Source organism: Clostridium ljungdahlii (genome assembly GCF_001636845.1).
In the GTDB taxonomy this organism is placed as follows: domain Bacteria; phylum Bacillota; class Clostridia; order Clostridiales; family Clostridiaceae; genus Clostridium_B; species Clostridium_B ljungdahlii_A.
Window position 1 is genome coordinate 21,115 of sequence record NZ_LITT01000046.1, and the last position, 14,061, is coordinate 35,175.

Consider the following 14,061-nt stretch of genomic DNA (forward strand, 5'->3'; position numbering starts at 1 on the left):
AATCTAGATTTATAAATTAAAGATTTTTCGTAGCATAGCGAAGAAAAATTCTCCTTCACTGTCACTTGTCCTCTGTCATCTGTCCTCTCAAAAATAATGCTTCGTATTTTTTTAACTGTAAAAGTTGAGTTTTAATTTACTAGTGTTTTACTCTATTGTATTAGCATATTCTTGGAAGCAATTCTCCTCCCGGAGGCGGCAGCAATGTTTCAGCACCAATTTCTGTTTTTACAATAACACGCCCTGGCATATCACAAGTGACCTCACCAATAATGGCCGCATCTTTGGAATATTTACCTTTATGTAATGTATCCACAAGTTTCGGAGCAATTTCTTTTGGAGCAAAAACCACAAGTCTTCCTTCACATGCAAGATATAGTGGTTCCAGCCCCAGCATGCCGCATACGCCTTTTACACCATCTGCTACCGGTATACTCTTTGAATCCAGTCTAATTCCGACTTTGCTCTGCTCAGCAATTTCATATAATACCGTACCGACACCTCCACGTGTAGCGTCTCTGATTACATGAATATCTTTTGACGTATCAAACATAGCTTTTACTGTACCCCATAACGGTGCACAATCACTGGTTACATCTGCTTCAATTCCAAATTCATTTCGTGCCAGTAAAACAGTACATCCATGTCGCCCTATATCACCAGTTACAATAATTGCATCACCTGGTTTTGCATTAAAGCCAGAGGTGTTAGCGTCATCCATAATCTGTCCTATACCTGTTGTCGTTATAAATACACCATCGACTTGTCCTTTTCCAGCCACCTTTGTATCTCCTGCGGCTATTTTAACCCCTGCTTCCTTTGCAGTCTTTTCCATAGCTGCTGCAATTTTCTCTAACTTGTCCATTGGAAAGCCCTCTTCAATAACAAAAGCACAGGATAAATACAGAGGTTTCGCTCCCATACAGGATAAGTCATTTACTGTACCACAAATGCTCAATTTACCAATATTCCCACCTGGAAATTCCGATGGAGAAACAATAAATCCATCTGTTGTAAAAGCTAGTTTTCCGACCTTAATGTTCAATACTGCAGCATCATCTGCTGTCAGGTCAGGATTCGAAAAATGAGCTCTAAAAACCTGATCTATTAATTCTGATGTTTGTCTTCCTCCAGCTCCATGAGCTAGTGTAACTGTTTTATCCATTTATTTTTCCTCCATACTGATAATATGCTGAACATGCTCCTTCATTAGATACCATACAGGCTCCAACGGGATGTAGTGGTGTACATCCTTTGCCAAATACTTCGCAATCCGATGGCTTGCATTTTCCCTGCAAAACATCACCACATCGGCACGCCGGATTGCTTCTTCCCTCTACTTTTCCTAAATGAAATTTGTCTCTGGCATCAAACTCTTTATAAGCTTCTTTCAATTTAAGACCTGAATTTTTGATAATACCAAGTCCTCTCCATTCAGAATCACAGTCCTCCATGACTTCAGATACAATAGTCTGAGCCGCTTTACTGCCTTCACGCGTTACAACTCTAGGATAACAGTTTTTAAAAAAGCTGCCTCCTTCTTGTAATTTTGTGATTACTACAGCAAGTGCTGTCATGATTTCATTTGCAGTAAAACCTGTTACTACTCCGCTAACACCTTCGTTAACTAAAGACTCACACAACTCCGTACCTGTAATCGCATGTACATGGCCAGGATATAAAAATGCATCTGCGCTATTTTTTAGTGTCTTGTATACTCCCGGCATGGTTTTGTTTGCCGTAAGTAATGCAAAATTTTTAAGTTCTGCACCTTTTGCCTTTTTTACAGCCAGACAACTGGCAGGTGTGGTTGTCTCAAATCCTACTGATAAAAATACTACCTGCTCATCAAGGTGGTCTCTAGCATACTCATAAGCATCAATAGGTGAATATACTATTTGAACTTTGGCGCCTTTTGATCTAGCTCCAGCAAGGTTCATTTCTGAACCAGGCACTCTTACTAAATCTCCAAAGGTACATATGGTGACATTATGGTCAAGAGCCAGCATAATAGCTTCATCAATAAAGCCAACAGGTGTAACACAAACCGGGCATCCCGGTCCTGATATGAGTTCAATGTTTTCCGGTATTATGTTTCTGATTCCAAGTCTGAATATCTCATGGGTATGAGTTCCGCAAACCTCCATAATACGGATCTTTGGTCCGTCGTAGGATTCAATAATCTCCTTTGCAGTTTTTTTTATGTTCTCAGCCATTATAATTCCTCCATGATTTTATCTGTTTCACTCTGATCATCGTTTGTAATTTTTGAAATGGCGATTCCTGCATGAACCATAACATAATCACCTGGTTCCAATTCGTCGATTAATTCTGCAGATACCTTTCTTTTTGCTCCCGAGGCATCAATTAGAGCCATTCCTTCTTTAACCTTTACAACTCTTGCTGGTAGACCTACACACATAGTTATTCTCCTCTCCTCTTTTTAATTTATTTATATGTTCCATTGCCGCTACTGCCTGACCTAGTGCTATTCCACCATCATTTGGCGGCAGCAAACTATGAATTAAAACTTTAAATCCAAGTTTTCTCAGACGATCTAAGCTCATTTTTAATAATAGCTGGTTTTGATATACTCCTCCGCTTAACGCTATGGTTTTGATTCCAGTGTTTCTAGAAGCTTGTATACATCCAGCTGCAATCATGTCTGACAATTTTTCATGGAAAAAGTAAGCAAGCATCGCTGCATCTTTTCCAACTAAAGTTTCCTCTATAATTTTCTTTACTAAAACATCCGTTGCCAAAATTAACTGTCCATCTGAATTCTCATAAACAAGATTTGAAAGTTCAATACTATCTACATCAGAAATTTTGATGCCACTATTATGAACTGCACGTTTTTCTTCATAAGCCTCTGCTGCAAATTCAAGGGTAGTAGAAGCTTCCCCTTCAAAAGATGATTGTTTTCTGATATTCAAGATAGCACTTACAGCATCAAACAAACGCCCTGCGCTTGTAGATGTTATGCTGTTTATTTTGTTATCAGCCATCATAAACTGAACATCGCAGTTCTTCTCATCACATAATTTAAGCTGTTTTACAATTTCAGCTGCTTTTACTTTATCTTTGTATATGCTGTAAATCATGGATACTGCAATTCGCCAGCCCTCTTTAGCTGACATGTCACCACCAATCTGGACAAATGGTTTTATGCTGCCAAGCCTTTCAAATCCATCATAAGTAACTTCTAATAGTTCTCCACCCCAAATGGTTGCATCTGTTCCATATCCTGTTCCATCAAATGAAACACCTATAACTGGATCAGAATAATCATTTTCAGCCATACAGGATAGGATATGTGCATAATGATGTTGAACCTGCAGTACGGGAATTCCAATTTCCTGTGCGACGTACGTAGTATTATACTTTGGATGCATGTCACATGCCACAATTGTTGGCGTCGTCTCAAGCAAAGTTTCCAATCTCGTAATAGACTCTTTCAATGCTTTTACTGTTCTCAAATCTTCCATGTCACCAATATAGGGTGATTGATAAAACAAATCATTTTTGCCTATACAAAAAGTATTCTTGAGTTCACCGCCAACTGCCAGTACTTCCCCTTTAAATCCCTTTGAAACCATAAACGGCAGCGGTGCATATCCTCTGGAACGCCTTATCATATAAGGTTTTTCTTCAAAGAAATCCATAACCGAGTCATCTGCACGAATGCGAATCATTCGGTTATGTGATAAAATAACATCACACATCTTTGATAATTCTGTTATTGCATCATTGTCATCCCTGCATATTGGTGCACCTGATGTATTGCCACTTGTCATGACAAGACAATCCGGCATGACTATATCATCATCATATGTAAATATCAAAAGCTGCAAAGGAGCATAGGGAAGCATAACTCCAACTTTGGGATTATCAGGTGCCACAGCATCACAAACCATTCCATTTGGCTTTCTTTTTAGAAGTATAATTGGTTTCTGATGTCCATCCAATACTTCTTTTTGAACTTCTTTAACTTCACATTCACGTTCTGCAGTTTCCATGTCCCGCATCATAACTGCAAATGGTTTTGCAGGTCTTATTTTTAATTTTCTAAGCCTCTCTACAGCTTCCTGATTTGTGGCGTCACAGCAAAGATGAAAACCTCCAATTCCCTTTATAGCTGCAATCCCTCCATCATGGATTACTTGTCTTGTATAAGTAATTGCAGCCCTGCCCCTCTCACTTCTTCCAATTAAGTAAACCTCCGGGCCGCATTCATTGCAGCATACCGGCTGTGCATCATATCTTCGAGTTTCTGCATGAGTATATTCATATTCACACTCCGGACACATTGGAAATTCTCCCATGCTGGTACGCACACGATCATAAGGCATGGAATCTAAAATAGTAAGTCTTGGTCCGCAGCACGTACAGTTTATAAAGGGATGAAGATATCGTCTGTTATTCTTATCAAAAAGTTCCTTTTTACACTCTGGACAGATGGCAATATCAGGAGATACAAAAATCTCACCCTGCACATGTTCACTTTCAATAATTTCAAAGTTCTGAAATTTTTCTGATTCTTCCTCTTTATGCACATCAATTTTTAATATTGACGAACGCTTTGGCGGGTTGTGTTCTAAATCGTACAAAAAACCTTCTAATTCACTTTCACTGCCCTGAGCCCATATTTCTACATAAGGTCCTTTATTGCATACACTTCCCCGTATATGGTTTTTATCTGCATGACGACTTACTGTAGGTCTAAATCCAACTCCCTGTACAATACCATAGACTCTAATGGATAAAGTTTTACAATCTTTCATATCATACACATCTTTCCCGAAACTGCAAAATGTGGTGTACCCACATACCTTCCCTTGAAGTTAGGTATTGCACGTTTCAATATATTATCACCTACAATTACATCGTAATTTCCTTGTTCTATAAGTTCTACAAACTGATCCTCTTCTGTAAGAGAAATATCCTTTGCTTCTTTAAGCTCGTCCTTTAGCATAAACCAGGAAGCAACTGTTACATCTGAGTTCACATTTTCATTTATTTTATCTCTGATAGAATTTGCTATAACCTGCTGATGTATTACTAAAACTTTCTTACCTTCAAAATATTTAAACTGTTCTTTCATCTCATCCTGTAACATATCTCCTACCAGCGGATAATAAACTTCATAAGGTGTCCCAAATCTATCTTTTAAATACTGTGCAGCTTTTAATCCAGCAGGTGATACTACTATATTTTTAAATACACTCCCTGCAGCCTCTACCTTTGACAAATCTGCACCCATACCATAACAGTAAACATTTTTGAAGCCCTCAGATTTTAGTGTCATTTCTATTTTATCTGCTGCCTTTAAATCACTTACATCAAGTGGGATTGTACCAATTACACCAATACCTTCTTTATCTACTGTGAGGCCATCCTTTGCAAAGGTCTTAAACGTTTTAAGATAAGCTTTTTCAGCGCCCACATCATATAAGTCCATACCAGTAGTTTCTATAGTAATAACCGGTACATCAAGTTTCCTTTCTGACATTTTCTTTATTGCTTTGTAATCAGTAGCAATAACTGACGGTACCGGAGTTCCGATAATTGCTGCAAATTTAGCTTCCACTTTTTTAGCAGCATCTGCAAGTTTTGCCACGAGCCTGTCATCACGCCCAAGTATGGCATCCATATCACGAAGACCAGCACTGAAAATGGCACTTTTTTCTGCAGCCCATCTAGGCTCATCGAATCCACATACGTTACCAGCACATCCCCCTGCATCGCAGATAACTATAATTCCCCCAAGCTTATAAAGAACAGATGCTGCACCAGACTGATCTGGTGCAAAAGGTGGTATGTATTTTCTTAATCCTTTCATCTATGCCTCCTTACCAAAACAATCCAGCGAATGTTTCAATTCCTCAAATAATTTTTTTACACCAGCATACCCAAAGGGCTGAATGTCCTCATTCCAAGGTACATTTACACAATCAGGATGGTAGTACTCTGCATCCTTGCCAATGGTTATATCAATCTTTTCTTCACTGCAGTCATAATAAATCATGGTAGGTTCAAGATTGGAATAAATCTTAGTATCAGGACTTAATTTTGCAATTTTTCTGATATAAACAAAGTCTTCAGCCGTAAGACTAGCATATATTTCAGCTACTTTAAATCCATATCTTAAAAGTGCCAAGGAAAGCTCAAAAGAATTAGCATTCATTGCTTCACCTACTGCAAAAGTTATATCAGGATAAGCAGCTTTTAATTCATCTATGGCCCTTTTTGCTTCATCATAATACTTTTGATCATCAAAGCTTGTACCAAGAGCATTGGTAAAAATTTTGTATTGATTCTGCACTTTATCTATCTGGTACAATCTTATAAGCTCTGCTGATGGAATATTCAGTCGTTTCATAATATCATCTGCTGCAAATCTTGCTTCTGGATTCAATACAAGATTAAAATTTGCCTCGCCCATATGCATATATTCATCAAAATCTTTACAGCGGGAGATCTCATTTATTTTCTTCATGCCAATATGGTGCAGCAAATCATATAGTTCTGAGGTTTCCATAAGTGGAGCAAAATATCCCAGTATATTAACTGTATCCGGCTTTTTTTCCATTGGTTTAAGAAGCGAATAAATGGACTGCCTTACATGTACCATAGGAGGCTTACGACCTTCTCTTGTTAATGCATACATATAACAGGGCAGAACAGGAATATTCACCCTATCCATAGCTTTTCTGCAAACACGTTCCATGTCTGTTCCGAGAAGTGCATCAACACATGTAATACAAATCATAACCACTGATGGCATACTTGGTGTACACTTACAAATCTCTTCAACTGCCTGTGGAATATTCTTCAAATGAGCTCCAGTAACAATATCAGTTTCATCCATTACCAAGTAGAACATTCTCTCACTATATCCACCCTGTTCACTTAATGTTGTTGTATTCCTTCCGCAGCACCCAGGAGCTACTAAAAGCATAACTGACCCTGGTATTGCCAAGGCTGCACGCTTAACTCCAAACCCTTGCGCACCAGGTGAATTAAAAGAAAGAGTTGCTGGTGAACTGTAAATCAAATGGGTATTTGAAATAAGTTCTGCAGGAATATTACTTTTGCCTGCTGCAGCTAAGTTTTCCGCTGTAATACAATATGACTCTTTTTTCATTTCATTTCCTCACTTTTAATCAATAATTTGGCTAAATTGAAAAAGCACTTACTTATTGGAAGGTTAGGGTCTCCTTCAATAACTGTTTTCCCCATCTCCTCAAAGTGATTGATATTGTTGTCTCTTGGGATATCACCTACAATAGGAAGATGTTCCTTATGGGCAAAATCTTTTACTTTTTCTTCTTCATTTTCAATATTTCTATGATTGAATACGATACCAAACACCTTTGCATAACCTCTATCTGCAAAATTTTTAACTGCACTATTTATATTATTGGCTGCATAGAGGGCCATTTTTTCACCAGAAGTAACAATGAGTACTTTTTCAGCATATCCTTCACGAATAGGTGCTGCAAATCCACCACAAACTACATCGCCTAAAACATCATAAAGTACAACATCTGGCTTGTATTCTTCAAAAAGATTTAAATCCTCTAATAAGTTAAATGTAGTAATAATTCCTCTGCCTGCACAACCAAGTCCTGGTGTAGGGCCACCAGTCTCTATACACAGAACGCCGCCAAAGCCTACTTTTGAAATATCTTCAATTTTTTCTGGATCTGCATCAAATTCTCTCATATAATTCATTACAGGCATTAATGCTTTTCCTCCAAGCAAATTGCTATTGGAATCCGCTTTAGGATCACATCCTATCTGAATAACTTTTTTCCCAAGCTTGGCAAAGGCTGCTGACAAATTACTGGTAATTGTAGATTTGCCAATACCGCCTTTGCCGTATATAGCTATTTTCAGCATTTTTTAACCCCCTATGTAACTTCATTTTTATCTTCTTATGTAAAAAAGCTCCTCCCAAGTTTGGGAAGAGCTTAAATGCGGTCATAATATATGAATAATACACAATATATTAATTTTTCACTGCCCGCTCTTTATCTCAGGACACCTTCGCTTCAGAGTGACAAAAATATTAATTTTTAATTAATACATCAAATAAACATTTTCTAAATTTTTTATATATTTAGTTTATCACCTAAAATTGGTACTGTCAAGAAATTACACCAAATTTTTCATGACAAATATATAACTATGAAGTTTGAAGAAAATTGTACATTTTACATATTTATTTTGATCAATAAACTTCAAATTGAGCAAAATAAATTTGATGAACTTATAATTAAGCAGTAGATTGGTAATAATTAAACGTTAATTGGAGGTAAATATTATGAGTAAAAAATCTTTATTAGTCATCGATTGTCAAAATGATTTTATAACTGGCAGTCTTGCATGTAAAAATTCAGAAAATGCTATACTGCATATTATAGATTTTATAAGTAAAAACCCTGATCTTAATGTATTCTATTCCTGTGATTCTCACAAAATGACAAATAGGTCATTTCAAAAAAATGGTGGAATGTGGCCCATTCACTGTGTAGAAGACACTGAAGGAGCTTTACTTTCTGAAAAATTCACTCTTGGAATAAAGGATAAAAATAAATCTCCACAAAATCCTGAAATTATTTTTAGAAAAGGTATGAACGATGATGTTGAAGAGTATTCAGCTTACAATGCAATAAATATTAAAAATAAAAAACTCCACGAGGTACTTGACAAAAACATTATAATATGTGGAATCGCCAGCGAATACTGTGTTAAAGAAACGATACTTGATCTCGTGAAAAATGGATTCAACGTGACTATTCTTGCAAATGGCCTTGGTTATGTAGATGAAACTGAACATATAAATACTCTAAATGAGTTTAAAGAAAAAGGCATGAGCATTATCTTCTAATTTTCTTTACTCTGAAGCTATTGCAATAACTTCAGAGTTGTTTATTATCATGATCTTTCATACATATCACCTTTCTTTCTAATAAATTCTAATTGCAAATAATATATCTATAAGGAAGTAAAATACGAAAGCATATTTAAAGCATTTATAAAAATAATCCTTTTTTATTGATCTTAAAATTAATAATAAAAAAATAAATACAGCTATAAAAAAACCATATACCTGCCATATTGGTACATTCAAAAATTTTGCAATCAAACCTTCGTCATTAATTGGAAACATATTGTAAGGATTGATAATTATAAATAATAGATATGCAATTAACCTTGTAAGGCACATAGTTATAGTAAAATACATACCTATATACACTTTTTCTCTATTTCTAAAGATATAGACAATAATGCATCCAATTACTGCTAATATTAAATTAATCGCTGGTCCTCCAAGACATCCCCATAAATTTTCCAAACCATTTTGAGACTCTGTATAGCTAAAAGCAAATTTTGCAGGTATTTCACTTAGCTTGTACCCTATTAAATGTCCAAATTCATGAATTGGCGTAGCAATTAATGTGATTGCCAAGAAAACAAGCTTGCTTAACCTAGAGTCAATGTCCATATTAACTTCTTTAATACTCATATCATTTAACTCCTCACCATTTAAAACTTATCACTAATTCACTTTTTTAAGATTCGTCGACTCCTTAAGCTTTTTGCACTATTAAGGGCCAACGAAAAAAATACATACAATTCCTAAAAATATTTTTTCAAATCCTCCACACTCTCCATGTCAAATATATCCGTTGCTACACATTCAAGTGTTTCATCTGAAAGAAACTTTATCCTGTCAATATACTCCTCAGGAACTTTTTTAAACTTTTTCACCAGTAGTCTTATAATTATCTCTGATTTTCCTTTAGTTTTTCCCTTTTCTATACCTTCTTCTATACCTTCGTCCCTTATCATCTTCCCTATTTCCGTCATAGTTATCATCTCCTTTAATTTTTTTCTACTAATTTTATCTCCAAATTTATCCAGTAGAGCATATAACAAGCTCAAACATCGAAGCTTATTTTCACTGTCTTCGAGATTATCCGTAAGCTCTATACTTTCAATTGCTCTCTCGCTCCTGCTTCCCTTTCCACTCATAAGTGGCAGCATTGTAAGTGTGAGTATATCTTCATTGCTTAATTTTTCTCTTCTTTCTATCTTTTTCTTTAAATATTCAAGTTTTTCATCCCCATCAAATTGTTTCATGTAAATTGCCTCTACTCCGTACTTTATAGTGACCGCATCTATATATTCATCTGCCTTTCCTATATCTGCAGAATATATCACTACAGTTCTAACCTTTTTCTTATCTCTGTAAAAAAGTGAGGCATCATAATATAAAAATCTCTTTATATCATCTCTTTTGTCAGTGGTTTGAAATTCAAAATGGAGGTAATTTCCATCGTCAGTATAAAATAAATAGTCAGTATAACCAGTTTTTATTTCTATATTCTTTATTTCCGTCTCTGCAGGGGCAATTATTTTAGTATCTATGTTAAAAAAATTTACTGCGCTCTGCCCGAATATACCAAGTGCTTTTTTTAGTACTGCATCTTCAACTTTATTATAATCCACAGCAATCATATCTTTCCACTAAAATATAAACAGAGTTCTTGGTTTCAGGTGGAGTTCTTTTCTCCATCTGAAACTTAGAAATCGTTATCCAGGGGCGTAGCAGCCGTTATCCCCCACTTTATAAGAAAAGCAGATATTCCAAGTTGCTTTCGCTGTGTGCGATGGGGGTATTACGGCTGGTAGCCATCGGATAAAATTTAGTATTAGTTTTGCCATGAATTACAATTCTATACAAACTTATGTTCTTTTTTATTGCATATAAGGATAAAGTAAAAAAGCACCCTAATCCATTGTAACTAATAGATTATGATACTTCAAAAATCTAATTCTTGACTATTTAAAAATAAATAACAAAGTTCAAAGTCTAAATATCAATTATTGTTTATTCTTTGTTATTTCAACTCTATACTTTCCTCAATTATTAATTTATACTTATCACTTTTAAACTTAGAACTAACTTCTTAATCCCTCATAGGTATTCTAAAAACTTATTAAGAACCGCGGTAGAGTAAATATTTATGAGATGTTTCAATTCCTCTTAGGTATTCTAAAAACGATATATTTACAGGCAGTGTTATTTCTACAAAACCTAAGTTTCAATTCCTCATAGGTATTCTAAAAACTTCTTCCTTTTAAAAAGTATGAAGTGTGGTCAAGATTGTTTCAATTCCTCATAGGTATTCTAAAAACAAAATATGCAAGTTATTCCAACAATGCAGGAAGAATGTTTCAATTCCTCATAGGTATTCTAAAAACTAAATGTCAAATGAAATATTAAATCAAATAGTCCAAAGTTTCAATTCCTCATAGGTATTCTAAAAACATCATAACCATACTCTTTTAAAAGTAGCTCCTGACTAGTTTCAATTCCTCATAGGTATTCTAAAAACTAGACAAGTTTTGCCTTGAAAATGCAGCTTTAAATAGTTTCAATTCCTCATAGGTATTCTAAAAACTCCCATTGTATCCCTCCTAATTATCTATTTTGTTCACCAGTTTCAATTCCTCATAGGTATTCTAAAAACCCAAATACACCATGGAAGAAAAAGAGAAAGGTTACTGGTTTCAATTCCTCATAGGTATTCTAAAAACTATGCCTGCTTTTAAAAATACAGTTTATGGTGAATTGTTTCAATTCCTCATAGGTATTCTAAAAACGTTGTTCTTTTTAGGCTTAGATGTTCTAGGTACATAAGTTTCAATTCCTCATAGGTATTCTAAAAACCTCTATTTTTCTTTGCATATTTTTTATTCTGCTATCCAAGTTTCAATTCCTCATAGGTATTCTAAAAACGTAATAGCTAGTACAGCACACATAGACCTTTTAAAAATGTTTCAATTCCTCATAGGTATTCTAAAAACCCACAAACACAGGTATGAAAGAAGCTATAGCAGAAGGGTTTCAATTCCTCATAGGTATTCTAAAAACTATGTTTTCTTGCCCAATCTTGGCAAGGTTTTTCTTTGTTTCAATTCCTCATAGGTATTCTAAAAACTAATCTCTGCAAGATTTTTATCCTCAGTATCTTTGTTGGTTTCAATTCCTCATAGGTATTCTAAAAACTTGCAGGCATCCCTGAGCAACTCAAGTTCATCCTGTGAGTTTCAATTCCTCATAGGTATTCTAAAAACATGTAGATAGAATGGAACTTGCAAAAGAATTAGACATGTTTCAATTCCTCATAGGTATTCTAAAAACGTTAATGGGCACCAAGATGAATATGTTGCTGAATTTAGTTTCAATTCCTCATAGGTATTCTAAAAACTTCCCATAGCAATTATAATTGAAGCGGTACTAAAAGCGTTTCAATTCCTCATAGGTATTCTAAAAACGATGCAGGGCAAAAATAAAAAGTGTACAAGAAAAAGGTTTCAATTCCTCATAGGTATTCTAAAAACTTGAAATTGCTGAACATGACGTTATAGACGATGGCTCGTTTCAATTCCTCATAGGTATTCTAAAAACAATGCTATAAATCAGAAAGTAAGCCAGACAGATTAGTTTCAATTCCTCATAGGTATTCTAAAAACTTTTCATACCATTCCATACTTCCACAAATACTTGTTTAAGGTTTCAATTCCTCATAGGTATTCTAAAAACCCATCGAATATAGAATACATCAGCATTTATAAAAATGCAATATTTGAGAAAACTTTTGTAAAAATGATAAAAATCAATCTGAAACCGCTAATTGCCTACAAACATAAAAATCGTCGACCCCCGGTGTTTTTTGCACTATTCAGGGTCGACAACATAAAACTAACCAATACATTTTATAAAAATATATCCTGTTGATTTTTTGACACCCCAAGTACCTCTCTATTAGAATACCTGGTACTTTTAAAACTATATATTATTACCGAATCTTCACCTTTTACCATAATATCAAAAAGCTCACACTTTATCTTTTTTAAATTAGCTGCACTTATGTCCCCTTCAAAAACAGAATTTTGAACCCAGGTTAAATATTTTCTACATTTTTTAAGAGCACGCCCAACACGTTTCTCCCCAAAATCATAAACAAGTATTACAAACAACGCCTACCACCTCGCAACAAAACCATCGTATGGCTCATCTTCAGTTATATATTTTTGAAGTTTATACAATTCAAGCCTTATTATACGTTTGTAACTAACAGTAGTTCCAATTTTAGGATGCTTTATTGTTCTTAAAAGTTTATTATTATATTCCTCTATAAACTTCTTTCTTCCTTTATCATTTAACATTATACCATTGAGATCAGATTCAAAATCCTTCTCTGTCAATTCATTTCTATTCAAAATAGTAAAAATAGTTCTATCCACTATTATAGGCTTGAATATTTCAGCTATGTCAAGATTAAGTGAAAAACGCCTCATATTTGTAGAATGAAGATATCCTATTCTTGGATCTAGTTGTGTTTGATATATTTCCCCTAAAACAGTTGTGTACATCATAGAGTTTCCAAAGCTGATCAATGCATTTATCTTATCCCTTGGAGGCCGCTTGCTTCTTACTTTAAATGCAAATTCAGGATTTTTTATTATTTTTGAAAAACATTCATAATACTCCTGTCTCATGTTACCTTCAACTGCCATAAGTTCTTCTATGGTTTTACAACATTCCATAAGTTTCTTCTTTTTCACTATATTCTTAAGTTCTAATTCAGCATCTACTCCCCTGCCATTATAATATTTTAAAATTACAATTATATTTTCTGCTGCAGTTTCTATTATCATTTTAGCTATTTTAAGTCTCTTTTCATAATCGAGATAATTTTCTGCCTGCTTTAATATCACATAACCAGAATTTAAGTGTTCTCTCGGGTAGAAAGTTCCTGTATAATATCCATAATAATTAAAAAAATGTATACATATTTCTTTTTGAGAAACAAAATCAAGAAATTTCTTATTTAAGTTAATTTCACCAAACACCCAAATATTATTGAGTTCCTCTACAGGTAAGTACTTTTTCTTGCCGCTGCTTTCAAAATATACAGTATTATCTTTTCTCTTTAAATCTCCATCATTAAAAATATAAATATCCTTTTTCATCTCTGC

General features: G+C 34.6%; 12 protein-coding genes and 1 CRISPR repeat array. Of the genes, 1 reads left to right on the plus strand and 11 read right to left on the minus strand.

Annotated features, from left to right (window positions below; translation table 11 throughout):
* Positions 1–160: 160 nt before the first annotated feature.
* The 7 genes from hypE to WY13_RS14355 are packed head-to-tail and all read right to left on the minus strand — an operon-like array spanning position 161 to position 7,905.
* Positions 161–1,165 (minus strand): hydrogenase expression/formation protein HypE, encoded by a 1,005-nt coding sequence (gene hypE / locus WY13_RS14325; protein ID WP_063556297.1) that lies wholly within the window; start codon positions 1,163–1,165, stop codon positions 161–163.
* Positions 1,158–2,216: a hydrogenase formation protein HypD gene (hypD, locus tag WY13_RS14330; protein ID WP_063556298.1), complete on the minus strand. Its 1,059-nt coding sequence runs from the start codon at positions 2,214–2,216 to the stop codon at positions 1,158–1,160. Before hypD ends, hypE begins: the two co-directional genes overlap by 8 nt.
* Entirely contained in the window at positions 2,216–2,422 is a 207-nt protein-coding gene (locus WY13_RS14335; protein WP_023161800.1) for a HypC/HybG/HupF family hydrogenase formation chaperone, read from the minus strand. Before WY13_RS14335 ends, hypD begins: the two co-directional genes overlap by 1 nt.
* Positions 2,385–4,784, minus strand: a complete 2,400-nt coding sequence (gene hypF, locus WY13_RS14340) for a carbamoyltransferase HypF (protein WP_063556299.1) — start codon at positions 4,782–4,784, stop codon at positions 2,385–2,387. The genes WY13_RS14335 and hypF overlap by 38 nt, the downstream gene beginning before the upstream one ends.
* Positions 4,781–5,842: a nitrogenase component 1 gene (locus tag WY13_RS14345; RefSeq protein ID WP_063556300.1), complete on the minus strand. Its 1,062-nt coding sequence runs from the start codon at positions 5,840–5,842 to the stop codon at positions 4,781–4,783. The genes hypF and WY13_RS14345 overlap by 4 nt, the downstream gene beginning before the upstream one ends.
* Complete coding sequence (locus tag WY13_RS14350) at positions 5,843–7,147, minus strand: nitrogenase component 1 (protein WP_063556301.1); 1,305 nt, start codon at positions 7,145–7,147, stop codon at positions 5,843–5,845.
* The gene (locus WY13_RS14355; RefSeq protein ID WP_063556302.1) at positions 7,144–7,905 is read right to left on the minus strand and encodes an AAA family ATPase; all 762 of its coding nucleotides are present in this window, start codon (positions 7,903–7,905) and stop codon (positions 7,144–7,146) included. The genes WY13_RS14350 and WY13_RS14355 overlap by 4 nt, the downstream gene beginning before the upstream one ends.
* A 424-nt stretch (positions 7,906–8,329) precedes the next feature.
* Here WY13_RS14355 and WY13_RS14360 point away from each other — a divergent pair, with 424 nt between their 5' ends.
* Positions 8,330–8,896 carry an isochorismatase family protein gene (locus WY13_RS14360; protein ID WP_063556303.1) on the plus strand — a complete coding sequence of 189 codons (567 nt, stop codon included), beginning with the start codon at positions 8,330–8,332 and terminating at the stop codon, positions 8,894–8,896.
* 78 nt (positions 8,897–8,974) lie between these two features.
* On the opposite strand, the gene WY13_RS14365 is transcribed toward WY13_RS14360, so the two are convergent.
* The 4 genes from WY13_RS14365 to cas1b all read right to left on the minus strand — a co-directional run bounded on the left by WY13_RS14365 (position 8,975) and on the right by cas1b (position 14,055).
* On the minus strand, positions 8,975–9,535 hold the full coding sequence (locus WY13_RS14365) for a hypothetical protein (protein ID WP_063556304.1): 561 nt from the start codon (positions 9,533–9,535) through the stop codon (positions 8,975–8,977).
* A gap of 113 nt (positions 9,536–9,648) precedes the next feature.
* Positions 9,649–10,530 (minus strand): DUF4351 domain-containing protein, encoded by an 882-nt coding sequence (locus WY13_RS14370; protein WP_242866514.1) that lies wholly within the window; start codon positions 10,528–10,530, stop codon positions 9,649–9,651.
* Between the two features lie 449 nt (positions 10,531–10,979).
* Positions 10,980–12,622: a CRISPR direct-repeat array (repeat unit 30 nt; unit sequence GTTTCAATTCCTCATAGGTATTCTAAAAAC).
* A gap of 173 nt (positions 12,623–12,795) precedes the next feature.
* A complete protein-coding gene (gene cas2, locus WY13_RS14375) occupies positions 12,796–13,059 on the minus strand; it encodes a CRISPR-associated endonuclease Cas2 (protein ID WP_063556305.1) in 264 nt (87 codons plus the stop codon).
* Positions 13,060–13,062: 3 nt separating this feature from the next.
* Entirely contained in the window at positions 13,063–14,055 is a 993-nt protein-coding gene (cas1b, locus tag WY13_RS14380; protein ID WP_063556306.1) for a type I-B CRISPR-associated endonuclease Cas1b, read from the minus strand.
* Positions 14,056–14,061 lie beyond the last annotated feature (6 nt).